Raw genomic sequence first — 13,310 nt, forward strand, 5'->3', positions numbered from 1 at the left:
GTACCGGGCGGTGGGGGAGGGGCGGCGGGACCTATGCCAGGTCCGCCGCCCGGTGGCGGGGCGTGATCGCCGTGAGGTCCAGGTCGACGGCGAAGGGCACCGACACCTTCATCCGGTCGTGGAAGATCCCCGTCGAGGTGTACGCCCCGGTGGCCGGCTCCCGCTCGAAGACGTAGACCACGGGCCGCCCGTCGTGGTTCTCCACCCGCCAGTAATGGGGGATGGTCGCCCGGGCGTATTTCACGGGCTTGGTCTCCCGGTCGCGGGTCAGTGTCTCGTGGGAGGCCACCTCGATGGCCAGAACCACGGAAGGGCCGGGCACCCGCGTCTGGTCCATGCTCCGGATGACGGATCGGGGGACGACGATCACGTCGGGTTCGGGCCGGTTGTACCGGTCGACGTCGATCGTGAAGCGACTGAGCGTCTCCAGGGCGGCGGGTGCGGCTGCCCGTACGTGCTCGCCGAAGAAGGTGATCGCCCACGAATGGAACAAGGTCTGCGGGCAGGCGAAGACCAGACTCCCGTCGATCAGCTCCGTGTGCGGAGGCAGATTCGGGAGTGTGTCCAGGTCGTCGGCGGTCCAGCCGCCCTCGGGCGGGACCGCCCAGCGCGGCTCGGATGCCTCGGGTTCGGTGCTCGTCAGTGCTCTCATGGGGAGGAGTCTCGCGGGCCTGACCTGCTCGTTCGCCGGGAACCGAATGAGGCTCCCCCGAACGTGTGAACGTCTCGCGCACCGGTGACCGGGCCCACTCTCCCGGCCTCCGCCGCCTTCTACTCCCCGCCGCCCCCTCCGCAGCCGCCGCTCTCTCCGCCCTCGCCGCTCCAGCCGTCGCCGGACTCGTGCTGCTTCACGTTGTAGTGGACCGCCGCGGCGGTCCACTCGGAGCGGCGCATGACCTTCATCACCGTCCGGCCCGTGCGGCCGAGGCGGGTCAGGTCGCCGGCCAGGCCGATGGCGGAGGCCAGGGCGGCCAGCACCCGGTCGCGGTGGTCCGGATAGCCCGCCGCCTCGGCCGCCGCGAACCGGTCGAGGACGCCCGGCGCGAGGTCCGGCACGCCCGGGTAGTGGCGGTGGTAGGGGAAGACGCCGAAAAAGCGGTGGGTCTTCCGGGACAGGACGGAGCGTTCGACCAGGGAGTCCAGGTACTTCTCCTGGACGTACCGGTCGTAGTCGCCCACCCAGCGCCGGGCGCGGATCCCCCGGCGGCGGCCCTTGGTCGGCGGGTCCAGGGTCCGGAGCAGGGCGGCGAGGAGCGGGTCGGCCGGGTCCAGCGGGTTCACCACCTGGATCCGGCCGCGCTCCTCCCGTATCCGGCCCTGGATCTCCAGCTCCGCGAGGGCCGCCCCGGCGGTCCCGTACGCCAGATCGCGGGCCCCGCACGTCGGCTTGCCCCGGTCCGGATCCAGGGCGAGCAGGATCAGCTCCTCCGGCAGCGTCAGCGCGGGGGCGTCATGCGTCATGGCGCGGTGACGATCCTTCCGGTCACGTCGCCGAGGCCCACGCGGGTGCCGTGCGGGCCGGGGGCCCAGGCGGTCAGCGTGACCGTGTCGCCGTCCTCCAGGAACGTCCGCTTGCCCTCGGGGAGTTCGAGCGCGTCGCGGCCGTTCCAGGTCAGCTCCAGGAGCGAGCCGCGCTGGGCGGGCTCGGGGCCGCTGACGGTGCCGGAACCGTACAGGTCGCCGGTGCGCAGCGACGCGCCGTTCACCGTCATATGGGTGAGCTGCTGGGCGGCCGTCCAGTACATCGAGGCGAACGGCGGCTCGGCGACCACCTGCCCGTTGATCTCGACGCTGATGCGGATGTCGAAGCCGCCCGGCTCCTCGTCCGCCGCGTCGTCGAGGTAGGGGAGCAGGGGGACGTCGCGGGCCGGGGGCGTGGTGCGGGCGGCGTCCAGGGCCTCCAGCGGGGTGACCCAGGCGGAGACGGAGGTGGCGAAGGACTTGCCGAGGAACGGGCCGAGCGGCACGTACTCCCAGGCCTGGAGGTCGCGGGCGGACCAGTCGTTGAGGAGCGAGAGGCCGAAGACGTGCTCGCGGAAGTCGGCCAGCGGCACCGGGGCGCCGTGCGCGGAGGGGACGCCGACGACGAAGCCGACCTCGGCCTCGATGTCGAGCTTCACCGAGGGCCCGAAGACGGGGGCCGGGTCGGCGGGGGCCTTGCGCTGGCCGCTGGGGCGCACCACGTCGGTGCCGGAGACCACGACGGTGCCGGAGCGGCCGTGGTAACCGATCGGCAGGTGCTTCCAGTTGGGGGTGAGCGCGTCGCCGTCCGGCCGGAAGATCTGCCCGACGTTGGTGGCGTGGTGCTCGCTGGCATAGAAGTCGACGTAGTCCGCGACCTCGTACGGCAGGTGCAGGGTCACCGCGTCCACCGGGTGCAGCAGCGGCTCGATGTCCGCGCGGTGGGCGGGGACCGTCAGCCAGGCGGTGAGCGCGCGGCGCACGTCCCGCCAGGCGGTGCGGCCCGCCGCGAGCAGCGGTGTCAGGCTCGGCTGCGCGAGCAGCCCCGCGTAGGGGGAGCCGAGCGCGTGGGCGGCGGCCCCGGCGTCCAGGACGTGGTCGCCGATGCGGACGCCGACCCGGCGGTCGTCGGGGTGGTCGGGGGTGGAGAACACACCGTACGGAAGGTTGTGCGGGCCGAAGGGGTCGCCCTCGGCCAGATCGAGCGGGCTGCTCTGCTCGGGCATGTGGTGCTGCCTCGCTTTCCAGGTCGCGTTGGGGACACGTTACGTCGGTGCTCCTACCCAGCGGCAGTGCCCCGACTATCCCCAACTGTGCGCATTGCCCGGAAAGTTCGTCGGGTCCCCCGGAAAACCGGGGGACCCGGACAGGAAAGCCGCGTGCCGCTCAGCCCGCCGTGCGCGGGACGCGCTTCTCCCAGGTGCGGTGGAAGACGATCTCCTCGCCGTCCTTGCAGATCACCTCGTTGGAGGTGATGAAGTCCTGGTCGTCGGCGGCGATCTCGGAACGCGTCTCGATCTCCACGTCCCAGGCCATCTCCGGGCGGTGCAGCCGGATCCGCCAGTCGGAGCGGGTCCGCGCGGAGAGCGGGTCGTCCTGCTGGATCGTGTACGTCTCCAGGGCGTCCTCGGTGAATTCGAGGCCGTCGGGGTAGACGCGCGTACCGCCGTAGCGGGGGTCGACCTCCAGGCGCCATTCGCCCTTGGCCACATCGCGGACGACGAGGCGTTCGGGGCGCGGCTCCTCCAGGGTGACCGGGTAGACCACGCCGAGCGGCTCGGACTGCTCGGGCTCCCCGAAGGTGATCGCCGGGTCCTCGGTGTGGCGGCGTACCGGGAGTTCGACGAAGCTGCCGTCCGCGTCCAGGGTGAAGCCCGCCGAGCCGGCCTGCGGCCAGATCCAGGGCCAGTACGAGGAGGAGACGGCGAGCCGGATGCGGTGGCCGGGCGGGAAGGTGTGCCCGATGCCGTTGAGGTCGAAGACCACGTCCTCGGTCTCGCCCGGGGTCCAGTCGTCGGTGCGGTCGCGGCCGTGCCGGGCCGCGAGGTTGAGGACGCCCCGGGTGACCAGGGTGGAGGATCCGTCGGGCGCGACGTCGCAGAGCCGGGCGATGGCCTGGCCGCGCGGCACGTCCATCCGGAGGCGGAGCTTCACCCGGGGGCGGCCGAGGATCTCGATCGGCGCGTCCGCGACGGGGAATTCGAAGGACACCGACTTCGCGTCCTCGTCCCGCTGGTCCGGCGGCAGGTCCGCGTCGTTGCCGAACGGGAAGAAGCGGCCCGCGTCCAGGCCGGTCTGCTGCGGCGAGGCGACGATCCGCTCGCCGCCCTGGAGGGCGTACGCCACCGGGGAGACGTTCTCCGAGGGCCAGCTCGCGTCCCCGACCCAGCGGCCCGGCAGCGTCTCGTACACCGTGGCGGGCGGATGCGAGCCGCTGATCCAGGACCGCAGCAGCGGCTCCCGCATCACGCCCGTCTCCTGGCCCTTGAGGTGCTGGTCCCACCAGCGCAGCGTCTCCTGGAGGAAGCCGATCGCGGGCCCCGGCGGCAGCCCCCGGTCGGGGTACTGGTGCGACCAGGGGCCGATCACCCCGCGCACCTGCTCGGGGTCCAGGTGCTCCACGAGCCGCAGGACGGTGTCCCGGTACGGGTCGTGCCAGCCGCCGACCGCGAGGACCTTCGCTTTGATCGCCCCGTAGTCCTCGCAGACGCTGCCGTGCTTCCAGTAGGCGTCGCGGCTCTGGTGGGCCAGCCAGGTGTGGATGAAGGGGTCGACGGCCTCCAGCCGCTTCAGCCACATCTCCCTCCACTCGTCGCCGACCTGCGCCGGGTCCGGCGGGCGGCAGACGAAGGCGAGCATGGTGGCGGACCAGGCGTGCATGTCCACGGCGAGGACGGAGCCGCCCATGTAGTGGACGTCGTTGTCGTAGCGGTCGTCGGCCGAGCAGACGGTGACGATCGCCTTCAGCGGCTCGGGGGCGAGCGCGGCGATCTGGAGCGAGTTGAAGCCGCCCCAGGAGATGCCGAACATCCCGACCCGGCCGGAGCACCACTCCTGCTGGGCCAGCCAGTGGATGACGGCGACCCCGTCCTCCAGCTCCCGCGCGTCGTACTCGTCGCCCGGCAGCCCCTCGCTGTTGCCGTGGCCCCGGACGTCGACCCGTACGGAGGCGTAGCCGTGGCCCGCGTACCAGGGGTGGCGCTGCCAGTCGCGGGGCGCGGTCCAGTCGCTGAGCCGGTAGGGCAGGTACTCCAGCAGGGCCGGGACCGGTTCGTCGGTCAGCGGCCGCCAGATCCGGGCGTAGAGCCGGGTGCCGTCGGAGAGCGGGATGTACACGTCCTCGCGGGTGGTCTCGTACGGGAACTCGGTCGTGATGTTCATGGGTCACCTCGATGTACGACGACGGGTGCGAAGGCGTGCTCAGTGGACGGGGTGCATGGTGCGTTTCAGCCACGGGGCCGCGGCGATCATCGCCACGCCCGCCGCCACGGCGATCGCGCCGTTGACGCCGAAGTAGGCGGGGTTGGAGACCTCGCCGTACAGCTTCACGATCTGGGCCTGGATGCCGTTGGCCAGGGCGAGCGAGAGGAACCACAGGGCCATCGTCTGGCTGGCGAACGCCTTGGGGGCGAGCTTGGTGGTGGCGGACATGCCGGAGGTCTCCAGCAGGATGTCGCCGAGCCCGAGCAGCAGGTACGAGCCGACGATCCACCAGGCCGCCATGCGGTACGTGTCGTCGGCGTGCCCGGAGGTGGGCAGGACCATCAGCAGGAAGGAGAGCCCGCCGAGGATCACCCCGAAGGCGATCTTGTTGGAGGCGTGCGGCTGGCGGGGGCCCATCTTCGCCCAGACCGCGGCGACGACCGGGGCGAGCGCGACCTCGAAGGCGCCGAGCGCGGAGGCGTACCAGCTGGCCGGGAAGGTGAAGCCGAGGATCTCGGTCCGGGCGTTCGTCGACGCGAGCAGCATCATCGTCGAGTACGCCTGGAAGAGGATGAAGTTGAAGACGACGGACCCGAGGAAGAGGACGATGTACGGGCGGAGCCTGCCGCGTTCCTCGGTGGTGACCCGGGGGGAGCGGAACATCACCACGAAGTAGACGATCGGCGCGATCACCGAGATGACGGTGAGGACGTCGACGAACCGGTCCATCGTCAGCCAGCCCGCCAGGGCCAGCGCGGTGGCCACCGCGGCGACCACGACGGCCCCGCCGATGATCAGCCGGACCGCGCGGCGCATCGCGTCGGGGGCCAGCGCGAACTCGGCGGCGTGCTTACGCCCGGCCAGGTGACGGCGGCCCGCCACGTACTGGATCAGACCGAGGGTCATGCCGACCGCGGCGGCCGAGAAGCCCCAGTGCCAGCTGACGTGGTCGCCGAGCCAGCCGGTGATCAGCGGTCCGGCGAACGCGCCGATGTTGATGCCCATGTAGTAGAGGGCGAAGCCGGCGTCGCGCCGCTCGTCGTCGGTGCGGTAGAGCTTGCCGACCATGGAGGCCACGTTGGGTTTGAGCAGGCCCGTTCCGGCGCTGATCAGGCCGAGGCCCACCCAGGTCATGGCGTCGGTGGGGACGGCCATGCTGTAGTGGCCGCACGCGATGAGGACGCCGCCGTAGAGCACGGCCCGGTACGAGCCGAGGATCCGGTCGGCCAGCCAGCCGCCCGCCACGGAGACCAGGTAGACCAGCGTCCCGTAGGCGGCGGAGACGGAGGCGGCGGTTCCGGGGTCCATGCCCATGCCGCCGTTCGCCACTGTGTCGGCGAAGAACAGCACCAGGATGGCCTGCATGCCCAGGAACGAGAACCGCTCCCAGACCTCCAGGCCGGACAGGGTCATCAGGCCCCGTGGGTGCCCGAAGAAGGCGTGGTCGTCCTCGGGAGGGGGCTTGGCCGACTCGGTGCCGGCGGTGCTGTGCGACAAAACGGGGACTCCTGATCGTATGAGCTGATCCCGAACATACCGGCGGTCATGGGAAGCCGCCCACGGTGATCCATAGCGGACCGGATACGCTGAAGTCGCTAGGAGAGACAGCGACACATCGACATTGCGTGTGATCGTCAGCAGACAGGAGATGCCCTCGTGACCGTCGTCGGGCCGTTCGGACTGCACGTGCGGGACCAGGCTCTTGAGGCCGATGTCCAGTCGGGCCTGGCCGCTGTCGAGGCGGGGCTGCTCGAAGCCACCAAGAGCGATGTCCCCTTCATCACGGACGCCGCGCAGCATCTGGTGCGGGCCGGGGGCAAGCGGTTCCGCCCCTTGCTGGTCATGCTCGCGTCACAATTCGGTGATCCGGGCGCGCCGGGCGTCGTCCCCGCCGCCGTCGTCGTCGAACTGACCCACCTGGCCACGCTGTACCACGACGACGTGATGGACGAGGCCGACGTGCGGCGCGGCGTCCCCAGCGCCAACACCCGCTGGGGCAACTCCGTCGCCGTCCTCACCGGCGACTTCCTCTTCGCCCGCGCCTCCCACATCCTGGCCGACCTCGGCCCCGAGGCCGTCCGCATCCAGGCGGAGGCCTTCGAACGGCTCGTCACCGGCCAGATCCTGGAGACCGCGGGCCCGCGCGACGGCCGCGACCCGGTCGACCACTACCTGGACGTCCTCAGCGGCAAGACCGGCTCGCTGGTGGCCGTGTCCGGCCGCTTCGGCGCGATGATGTCCGGCGCCGACGAGTCGACCGTGGACGTCCTCACCCAGTACGGGGAACGGCTCGGCATCGCCTTCCAGCTCGCCGACGACGTCCTCGACATCGCCTCCGACTCCCACGAGTCCGGCAAGACCCCCGGCACCGACCTGCGCGAGGGCATCCCGACCCTCCCGGTCCTGCGGCTGCGCGCCCAGGCGGCGGCCGACGGCAAGCCCGACGACCTGGAGCTCGTCGAGCTGCTCGACGGCGACCTCGGCGACGACGCCGCCCTGGACGAGGTGCTGCGCCGGCTGCGAGCCCACCCGGCGCTGGAGCAGGCCCGCCAGGACACCGTGCGCTACGCCCAGGCGGCGCGCGCCACGCTCGCGCCGCTGCCCGAGGGGTACGCGAAGTCCGCGCTGGAAGAGCTGTGCGACGCCGTGGTGCACCGCGCGGGCTGAGAGCCTGCGCCGGGGCCTGGCCGCGGTGGCCTGCGCCGGGGGCCTCGCCGGGGTGCCCCGCGCCAGGTCCTGGCGGTGGCGCCCGGGGTCCTCGCCGTGGTGCGCGGGACGTTGACGGCACGTCATCCGGTGGGGGCCGACCCCTACTGGATGACGTACACGACCCTCCCGGTTGTCATACCGGAGCAGTACGTGGAGTTGATTCCCCGGGCTGACGCTTCGGACCGTCTTATTTGGTCAGATGGTTGACAACGGAAGCCGCCGACCACGGAGGTAGGGCACACCATGGCACCGAACGACAGCGCAGAGACCACCGGCGAGGCCACGAGCACTGTCGTGGGCCGCCGGAAGGCGGCGCGCTACATCGTCCCCGTCGCGGTCGCGGGGGTGGCGGCCGCGACCATCGGGCTCGTCCCGGCGCTCGCCAGCACCGGCGACCCGGACCTGCCGAAGATCACCGCACAGCAGCTCATCGAGAAGATCGCCGCTTCCGACGAGGAACAGCTCTCCGGCACGTTCAAGATCAGCACCGACCTGGGCCTGCCCCTCGACGGTCTCGCGGGCTCGCTCGTACCGGGCGGCGCGGGCGGGGACAAGGACGGCGGCGCGGCGGCCCCGCAGGACAAGCTCATGGAGCTGACGTCGGGCACGCACACGCTGCGCGTGGCCGCCGACGGCCCGGAGCGGCAGAAGCTCTCCATCCTCGGGGACGCGTCCGAGTACAGCCTCATCCACAACCAGGGCGAGGTCTGGGCGTACGACAGCGGGTCCGACGAGGTCTACCACGCCGAGGCTCCCGAGGGCCGGGACGGCGGCAAGCTCGCCGAGAAGACACCGAAGGCCCACAAGGGCGCTCCGGCCACCCCCAAGGACTTCGCCGAGCAGGCGCTCGCGGCGGCCGGGGACACCACCTCGGTCACCGTGGACGGCACGGCGCAGGTCGCCGGGCGGGACGCGTACCAGCTGCTGATCAAGCCGAAGCAGTCCGGTTCGACGATCGGCTCGGTCCGTATCGCCGTGGACGCCGAGAACGGCGTACCGCTGAAGTTCACCCTGTCGGCTGCGAGCGGCGGCAAGGCCGTGGTCGACGCCGGGTTCACCAAGGTCGACTTCTCCAAGCCCGCCGCGTCCACCTTCGACTTCACCCCGCCCAAGGGGGCCGAGGTGACCGAGGCCGACGAGCTGGAGACCGGCGAGGACGAGCACGGCGCTGCGCAGCAGGCGCTCCCCGGGCAGCTGGCCGAGCTGGACGGCTTCGAGGGCCTCAACGTCATCGGCAAGGGCTGGACCTCGATCGCCGAGATCAGGACCCCCGGCGGCACGGGCCTCCCCGCGGCCGGCTCGGGCGACGTCCCGGCCGAGGCGCAGGGCTTCCTCGACGCGCTCGGCGACAAGGTCACCGGAAAGTTCGGTTCGGGCACGGTCTTCAAGACGCGCCTGGTCAACGCCCTGCTGACGGACGACGGCAGGGTGTACGTCGGAGCGGTGACGAAGGACGCGCTGGTCCGCGCCGCAGACGCCGCCAAGTAGGACAACCCGGCGCCCGCCGTGCCGGACGACCGGCGCCGGACACCCCGCCCCGTCGCACACCGTGCGGCGGGGCGGCAGTGCCGCAGGGGCGCTGCCAGCCGCGCGGACGGGACGGGAGAGGTGCGACCGGGATGACGACGAGGGGGAGGGCCGGGGCGACCGGATCGGCCCGATCGGCCGGGGCGGGCGCGCGAGCCGCGTCGGGCGGTGAGGGCGGTGCGGGCACGGCGGGTGCGGTGCGCGCGTCGGACACGGCGAGCGCCGGCGCTGCGGGTACTGCGGGTACGGCGGGTGCTGCGGGTGCTGCGGGTGCGGAGGAGACCGGTCCGGTCATCCGCACTCGTGGTCTGACCAAGCGCTACCGGGGCGGCCAGCTCGCCGTGGACGGCCTCGACCTGACCGTGCCCGGCGGCAGCGTCTTCGGCTTCCTCGGCCCCAACGGGTCGGGGAAGACCACCACGATCCGGATGCTGATGGGTCTCGTCGACCCGACGTCCGGCACCGCCGAGGTGCTCGGCCGCCCGATGCCCGCCGCCGCCCGTACGGTGCTGCCGGAGGTCGGCGCGCTGATCGAGGGGCCCGCGCTGTACGGCTTCCTGAGCGGCCGGGACAACCTCCTGCGCTACGACCGGGCCGATCCCACCGCCGACCCGCGCACCCGCAGGGCCCGTGTCGAGGAGGCCCTGGCGCGGGTCGGGCTCGCCGCCGCCTCCGGGAAGAAGGCCAAGGCGTACTCCCTCGGCATGAAACAGCGCCTCGGGCTCGCCGCCGCCCTGCTCCGGCCGCGTCGGCTGCTGGTCCTGGACGAGCCGACCAACGGCCTCGACCCGCAGGGCATGCGCGAGATCCGTTCCCTGGTCCGGGAGCTGGCCGCCGAGGGCACCACGGTGTTCCTCTCCTCCCATCTGCTGGACGAGATCGAGCAGATCTGCACGCACGCCGCGGTGATGGCCCGCGGCCGGCTGCTCGTCCAGGGCCCGGTCGCCGACCTCGCCGCGGGCGCCCGGGGCCGGCTCGCCGTCACCACCCCGGACCTCGGGGACGCGGCCCGCATCCTCCAGGAGCGCGGGCTCACCGGCCTGAGCGCCGACGGCGACCGGCTGACCGCCGACGCGCCGCCCACCGCCGTGGACCTCGCCGACCTCAACGCGGCGCTGGTGTCCGACGGGGTGCGGGTGCGGTTCTTCGGCGTCGAGCGGGGCTCGCTGGAGGACGCCTTCGTCGCACTCACGGGAGAGGGATTCGATGTCGCAGGCTGAGAAGGTCGCACCTGCGGGGAGCGCGGGTCCCCGCAACCCGTTGTGGGGGCTGGGTCTCCTCCGGTCCGAGATCATCACGCTGTTCCGCCGCCGGCGGACCTTCGCCCTGCTCGGCGTGGTCGCCGCCGTACCCGTACTCATCGGGATCGCGGTCCGGATCCAGACGGGCGGCGGCGGTGGCGGGGCGGGGGGCCCGGACGGCGGGGCGGGCCCCGCGTTCCTCGCCCAGGTCACCAACAACGGCCTGTTCCTCGTCTTCGCCGCCCTCGCCGCGACCCTGCCGGTCTTCCTGCCGATGGCCGTCGGCGTCGTCGCGGGCGACGCGATCGCGGGTGAGGCGAGCAGCGGCACCCTGCGCTATCTGCTGGTCGCCCCGGCCGGCCGGACCAGGCTGCTGCTCGTGAAGTACGCCTCCGTCCTCACCTTCTGCCTGGTCGCGACCCTGGTCGTGGCGGCCTCGGCGCTGGCGGTGGGTGCGCTGCTGTTCCCGGTGGGCGAGGTCACCACGATCTCCGGGACCCGGATCGGTTTCGGCGAGGGGCTGGTGCGGGCGGCACTGACGGCGCTGGTCGTCGCGGTCTCCCTGACCGGGTTCGCCGCGCTCGGGCTGTTCGTCTCGACGCTGACCGGCAGCGGGGTCGGGGCGATGGCGGCCACGGTCGGGCTGCTGATCACGGTGCAGATCGTGGACAGCATTCCGCAACTGAGCGGCGTGCACCCGTACCTGTTCGCGCACCACTGGATGTCCTTCGCGGACGTCCTGCGCGAACCCGTCCACTGGGACGACCTGATCAAGAACTTCCAACTGCAGGGGCTGTACGTCGCGGTGTTCGGCTCGGCGGCCTGGGCACGCTTCACGGCCAAAGACATCACGGCCTGAGAGGCCTGAGAGGCCTGAGACGTCTGGGCGGCGATCCGGGAGAGCGCGTCTCCTGGCTGGCCGACCGGTCAGCTGGCTGGATCGGATCGGCGGGAGGCCGTCCGCGCCGTCGGCCGGGCGAGCCGTCCCCCGATCGGCTCGTCGCGGCACGAACGGCACGAACGGTGCGGACACCGGGAACGACACGACACGACACGGTACGTTCCGTTTCCGCCTGGGTATTGTTCGGTCTTTGGCGACGAGATGTCAACAAGAGATTGGCTGGAACCCCCCTATGCTCACCGAATGATCACATCGCCGAGCAGTGTGCGCCGTAGCGAACGGTCACGCCGCGCGATCCTGCGGTCCGCTCTCGATCTCTGTACGGAGCGGGGGTACGGGCACGTCACGATAGAGGCCATCGCTGCCGGTGCCGGGGTCAGCAAGAAGACGATCTACCGCTGGTGGCCCTCCAAGGGCGCGGTGCTGCTGGAGGCGTTCACCGACGCCCTGATCGACGCCACGCCGTTCGTGGACACCGGCGACATCGGCGCCGACCTGCGCGCCCACGTCGCCGGCGCGGTGAGACTGCTCTCGGTCCCGCCGTTCGGCCCCGCCTACGCGGGCATCCTGTCCGAGCTGCACCACGACGACCTGCTGGCCCAGCAGCTGCGGGAGGAGCTGGTCGACCCGCGCGTCGAGGAAGCGATCGGCCGGCTGCGCAGCGCCCAGGAGCAGGGCCAGATCCCGCCCGGTGCGGACCTCCCGCTCGCCGTGGAGATGCTGTACGGCCCGGTCTACTACCGCCACGTGCTGCGCAAGCCCGTCCAGGACGAGGAGACGATCGCCACCCTCGTGAACCACGTACTGCGCTCGCTGCGCGCGCCGGGGTACTAACGGACGCTGTCGCCCTCGGCCGCCTCGGCGGGGGAGGGCTCCGCGGCGGGCTCGCGCGGTTCCCAGGTGATCCTGGTGCTGCACACCGCCACGACGAGCGCCGAGAGCGAGACCAGCGCCAGGCCCCAGACCAGGCTGCTCGCGTCCGCCACGAAACCGATGAGAGGCGGCCCGGCCAGCAGGCCGGTCGTACCCATCGCGGCCACCAGGGGCAGCGTGCTGGCCCCCTGCTTCGCGGCCGCCACATAGACGCAGGGGGTGACCACGGCGATCCCCAGGCCGACGAAGGCGAAGCCGATGAGCGCCGGTACGACGCCCCCGGCCGCCAGCGCGAAGGCGAGGCCCGCGCCGGCCAGTACGCTGCCCACCAGGACGACGCGACCGTCGCCCCAGCGGCTGCGCCAGCCGTCCGCGAAGATCCGGGCCACCAGCATCATGCCGGACACCACGGCGATGCCCAGGGGCGCGATCTGCCGGGAGGCCCCCGCGACGTCCTCCATGTAGAGGGTCGACCAGTCGTTCATGGACCCCTCGGTGACCGTGCCGAAGGCCATGGCACAGCACATCCACAGCGTGACGCTGCCCGGCATCACCCAAGCGGTACGCCGCTTCTTCTTCTCCTTCTTCGGCTGCTCGGCCGGCCTGTCGTCGGCCAGGAGACTGCCCTGCGCACCCGCTGCGAGGAGCACGACAAGAACCGCCGCCACGCTGAAGTGGACCATGACGGACGAGGTTCCCGCCATGACGGCCGAGGCGAGGACCGCCGCGAGCAGGGAGCCCGCGCTGAAGGTGGCGTGCAGCTTGGCCATGGTGGTGCGTTCGTGCCGGACTTCGAGGGCCGCGCCCTGGGAGTTCATCGCGGTGTTCAGGCATCCGACGAGGACACCGTCCACGCAGAGCACCAGGAGCGCCGTCGGGTAGTTGGGCGCTGCGGCCAGGGCGACCAGGACCCCGGCGAGGGCCAGCGCCGACCAGAGCGCGAGCAGCCGTGTTCCTATGCGTCCGACCAGGTAGGTCACGATGGGGAACGACACGGACGCTCCGACGCCGGCCGCCATCAGCAGGACGCCCACCTGGGCCGGCGTCAGGCCGAGATCGGTCTTGAGGGCGGGGATACGCGAGGCCCAGGTCGCGTACTGGAAGCCCAGAGCGCAGAAGAGCGCTCCCGTGGCCAACTGGCCGCGGCGGAACGGGGTGAGAGTAAGGGACACGTG

11 protein-coding genes are annotated in these 13,310 nt (G+C 72.1%); 5 read left to right on the forward strand and 6 right to left on the reverse strand.

What is annotated here, in order from left to right; genetic code table 11:
• Window positions 1–31: 31 nt before the first annotated feature.
• The 5 genes from D581_RS0127930 to D581_RS0127950 form a co-directional block, all read right to left on the reverse strand.
• Window positions 32–652 (reverse strand): Uma2 family endonuclease, encoded by a 621-nt coding sequence (locus D581_RS0127930; RefSeq protein ID WP_018960451.1) that lies wholly within the window; start codon window positions 650–652, stop codon window positions 32–34.
• A gap of 119 nt (window positions 653–771) precedes the next feature.
• A complete protein-coding gene (locus tag D581_RS0127935; protein WP_018960452.1) occupies window positions 772–1,461 on the reverse strand; it encodes a GOLPH3/VPS74 family protein in 690 nt (229 codons plus the stop codon).
• Window positions 1,458–2,687, reverse strand: a complete 1,230-nt coding sequence (gene fahA, locus D581_RS0127940) for a fumarylacetoacetase (protein WP_018960453.1) — start codon at window positions 2,685–2,687, stop codon at window positions 1,458–1,460. The genes D581_RS0127935 and fahA overlap by 4 nt, the downstream gene beginning before the upstream one ends.
• 160 nt (window positions 2,688–2,847) lie before the next feature.
• Window positions 2,848–4,842 (reverse strand): CocE/NonD family hydrolase, encoded by a 1,995-nt coding sequence (locus D581_RS0127945; RefSeq protein ID WP_018960454.1) that lies wholly within the window; start codon window positions 4,840–4,842, stop codon window positions 2,848–2,850.
• A gap of 39 nt (window positions 4,843–4,881) precedes the next feature.
• Window positions 4,882–6,381, reverse strand: coding sequence for a peptide MFS transporter (locus tag D581_RS0127950; RefSeq protein WP_018960455.1), 1,500 nt, complete (start codon window positions 6,379–6,381; stop codon window positions 4,882–4,884).
• Window positions 6,382–6,540: 159 nt separating this feature from the next.
• Here D581_RS0127950 and D581_RS0127955 point away from each other — a divergent pair, with 159 nt between their 5' ends.
• From D581_RS0127955 to D581_RS0127975, 5 genes are all read left to right on the forward strand, one after another.
• Window positions 6,541–7,551: a polyprenyl synthetase family protein gene (locus tag D581_RS0127955; RefSeq protein WP_018960456.1), complete on the forward strand. Its 1,011-nt coding sequence runs from the start codon at window positions 6,541–6,543 to the stop codon at window positions 7,549–7,551.
• Between the two features lie 285 nt (window positions 7,552–7,836).
• Window positions 7,837–9,081, forward strand: a complete 1,245-nt coding sequence (locus D581_RS0127960) for a LolA family protein (RefSeq protein WP_018960457.1) — start codon at window positions 7,837–7,839, stop codon at window positions 9,079–9,081.
• A 131-nt stretch (window positions 9,082–9,212) separates the two neighbouring features.
• The gene (locus D581_RS0127965; RefSeq protein ID WP_486585890.1) at window positions 9,213–10,340 is read left to right on the forward strand and encodes an ABC transporter ATP-binding protein; all 1,128 of its coding nucleotides are present in this window, start codon (window positions 9,213–9,215) and stop codon (window positions 10,338–10,340) included.
• Entirely contained in the window at window positions 10,327–11,220 is an 894-nt protein-coding gene (locus D581_RS0127970) for an ABC transporter permease subunit (protein ID WP_026290979.1), read from the forward strand. The genes D581_RS0127965 and D581_RS0127970 overlap by 14 nt, the downstream gene beginning before the upstream one ends.
• Window positions 11,221–11,505: 285 nt before the next feature.
• Window positions 11,506–12,096 carry a TetR/AcrR family transcriptional regulator gene (locus tag D581_RS0127975; RefSeq protein WP_018960460.1) on the forward strand — a complete coding sequence of 197 codons (591 nt, stop codon included), beginning with the start codon at window positions 11,506–11,508 and terminating at the stop codon, window positions 12,094–12,096.
• Here D581_RS0127975 and D581_RS0127980 read toward each other — a convergent pair.
• Entirely contained in the window at window positions 12,093–13,307 is a 1,215-nt protein-coding gene (locus tag D581_RS0127980) for an MFS transporter (RefSeq protein WP_018960461.1), read from the reverse strand. The genes D581_RS0127975 and D581_RS0127980 overlap by 4 nt on opposite strands.
• Window positions 13,308–13,310 lie beyond the last annotated feature (3 nt).

This window comes from Streptomyces sp. CNB091 (genome assembly GCF_000377965.1).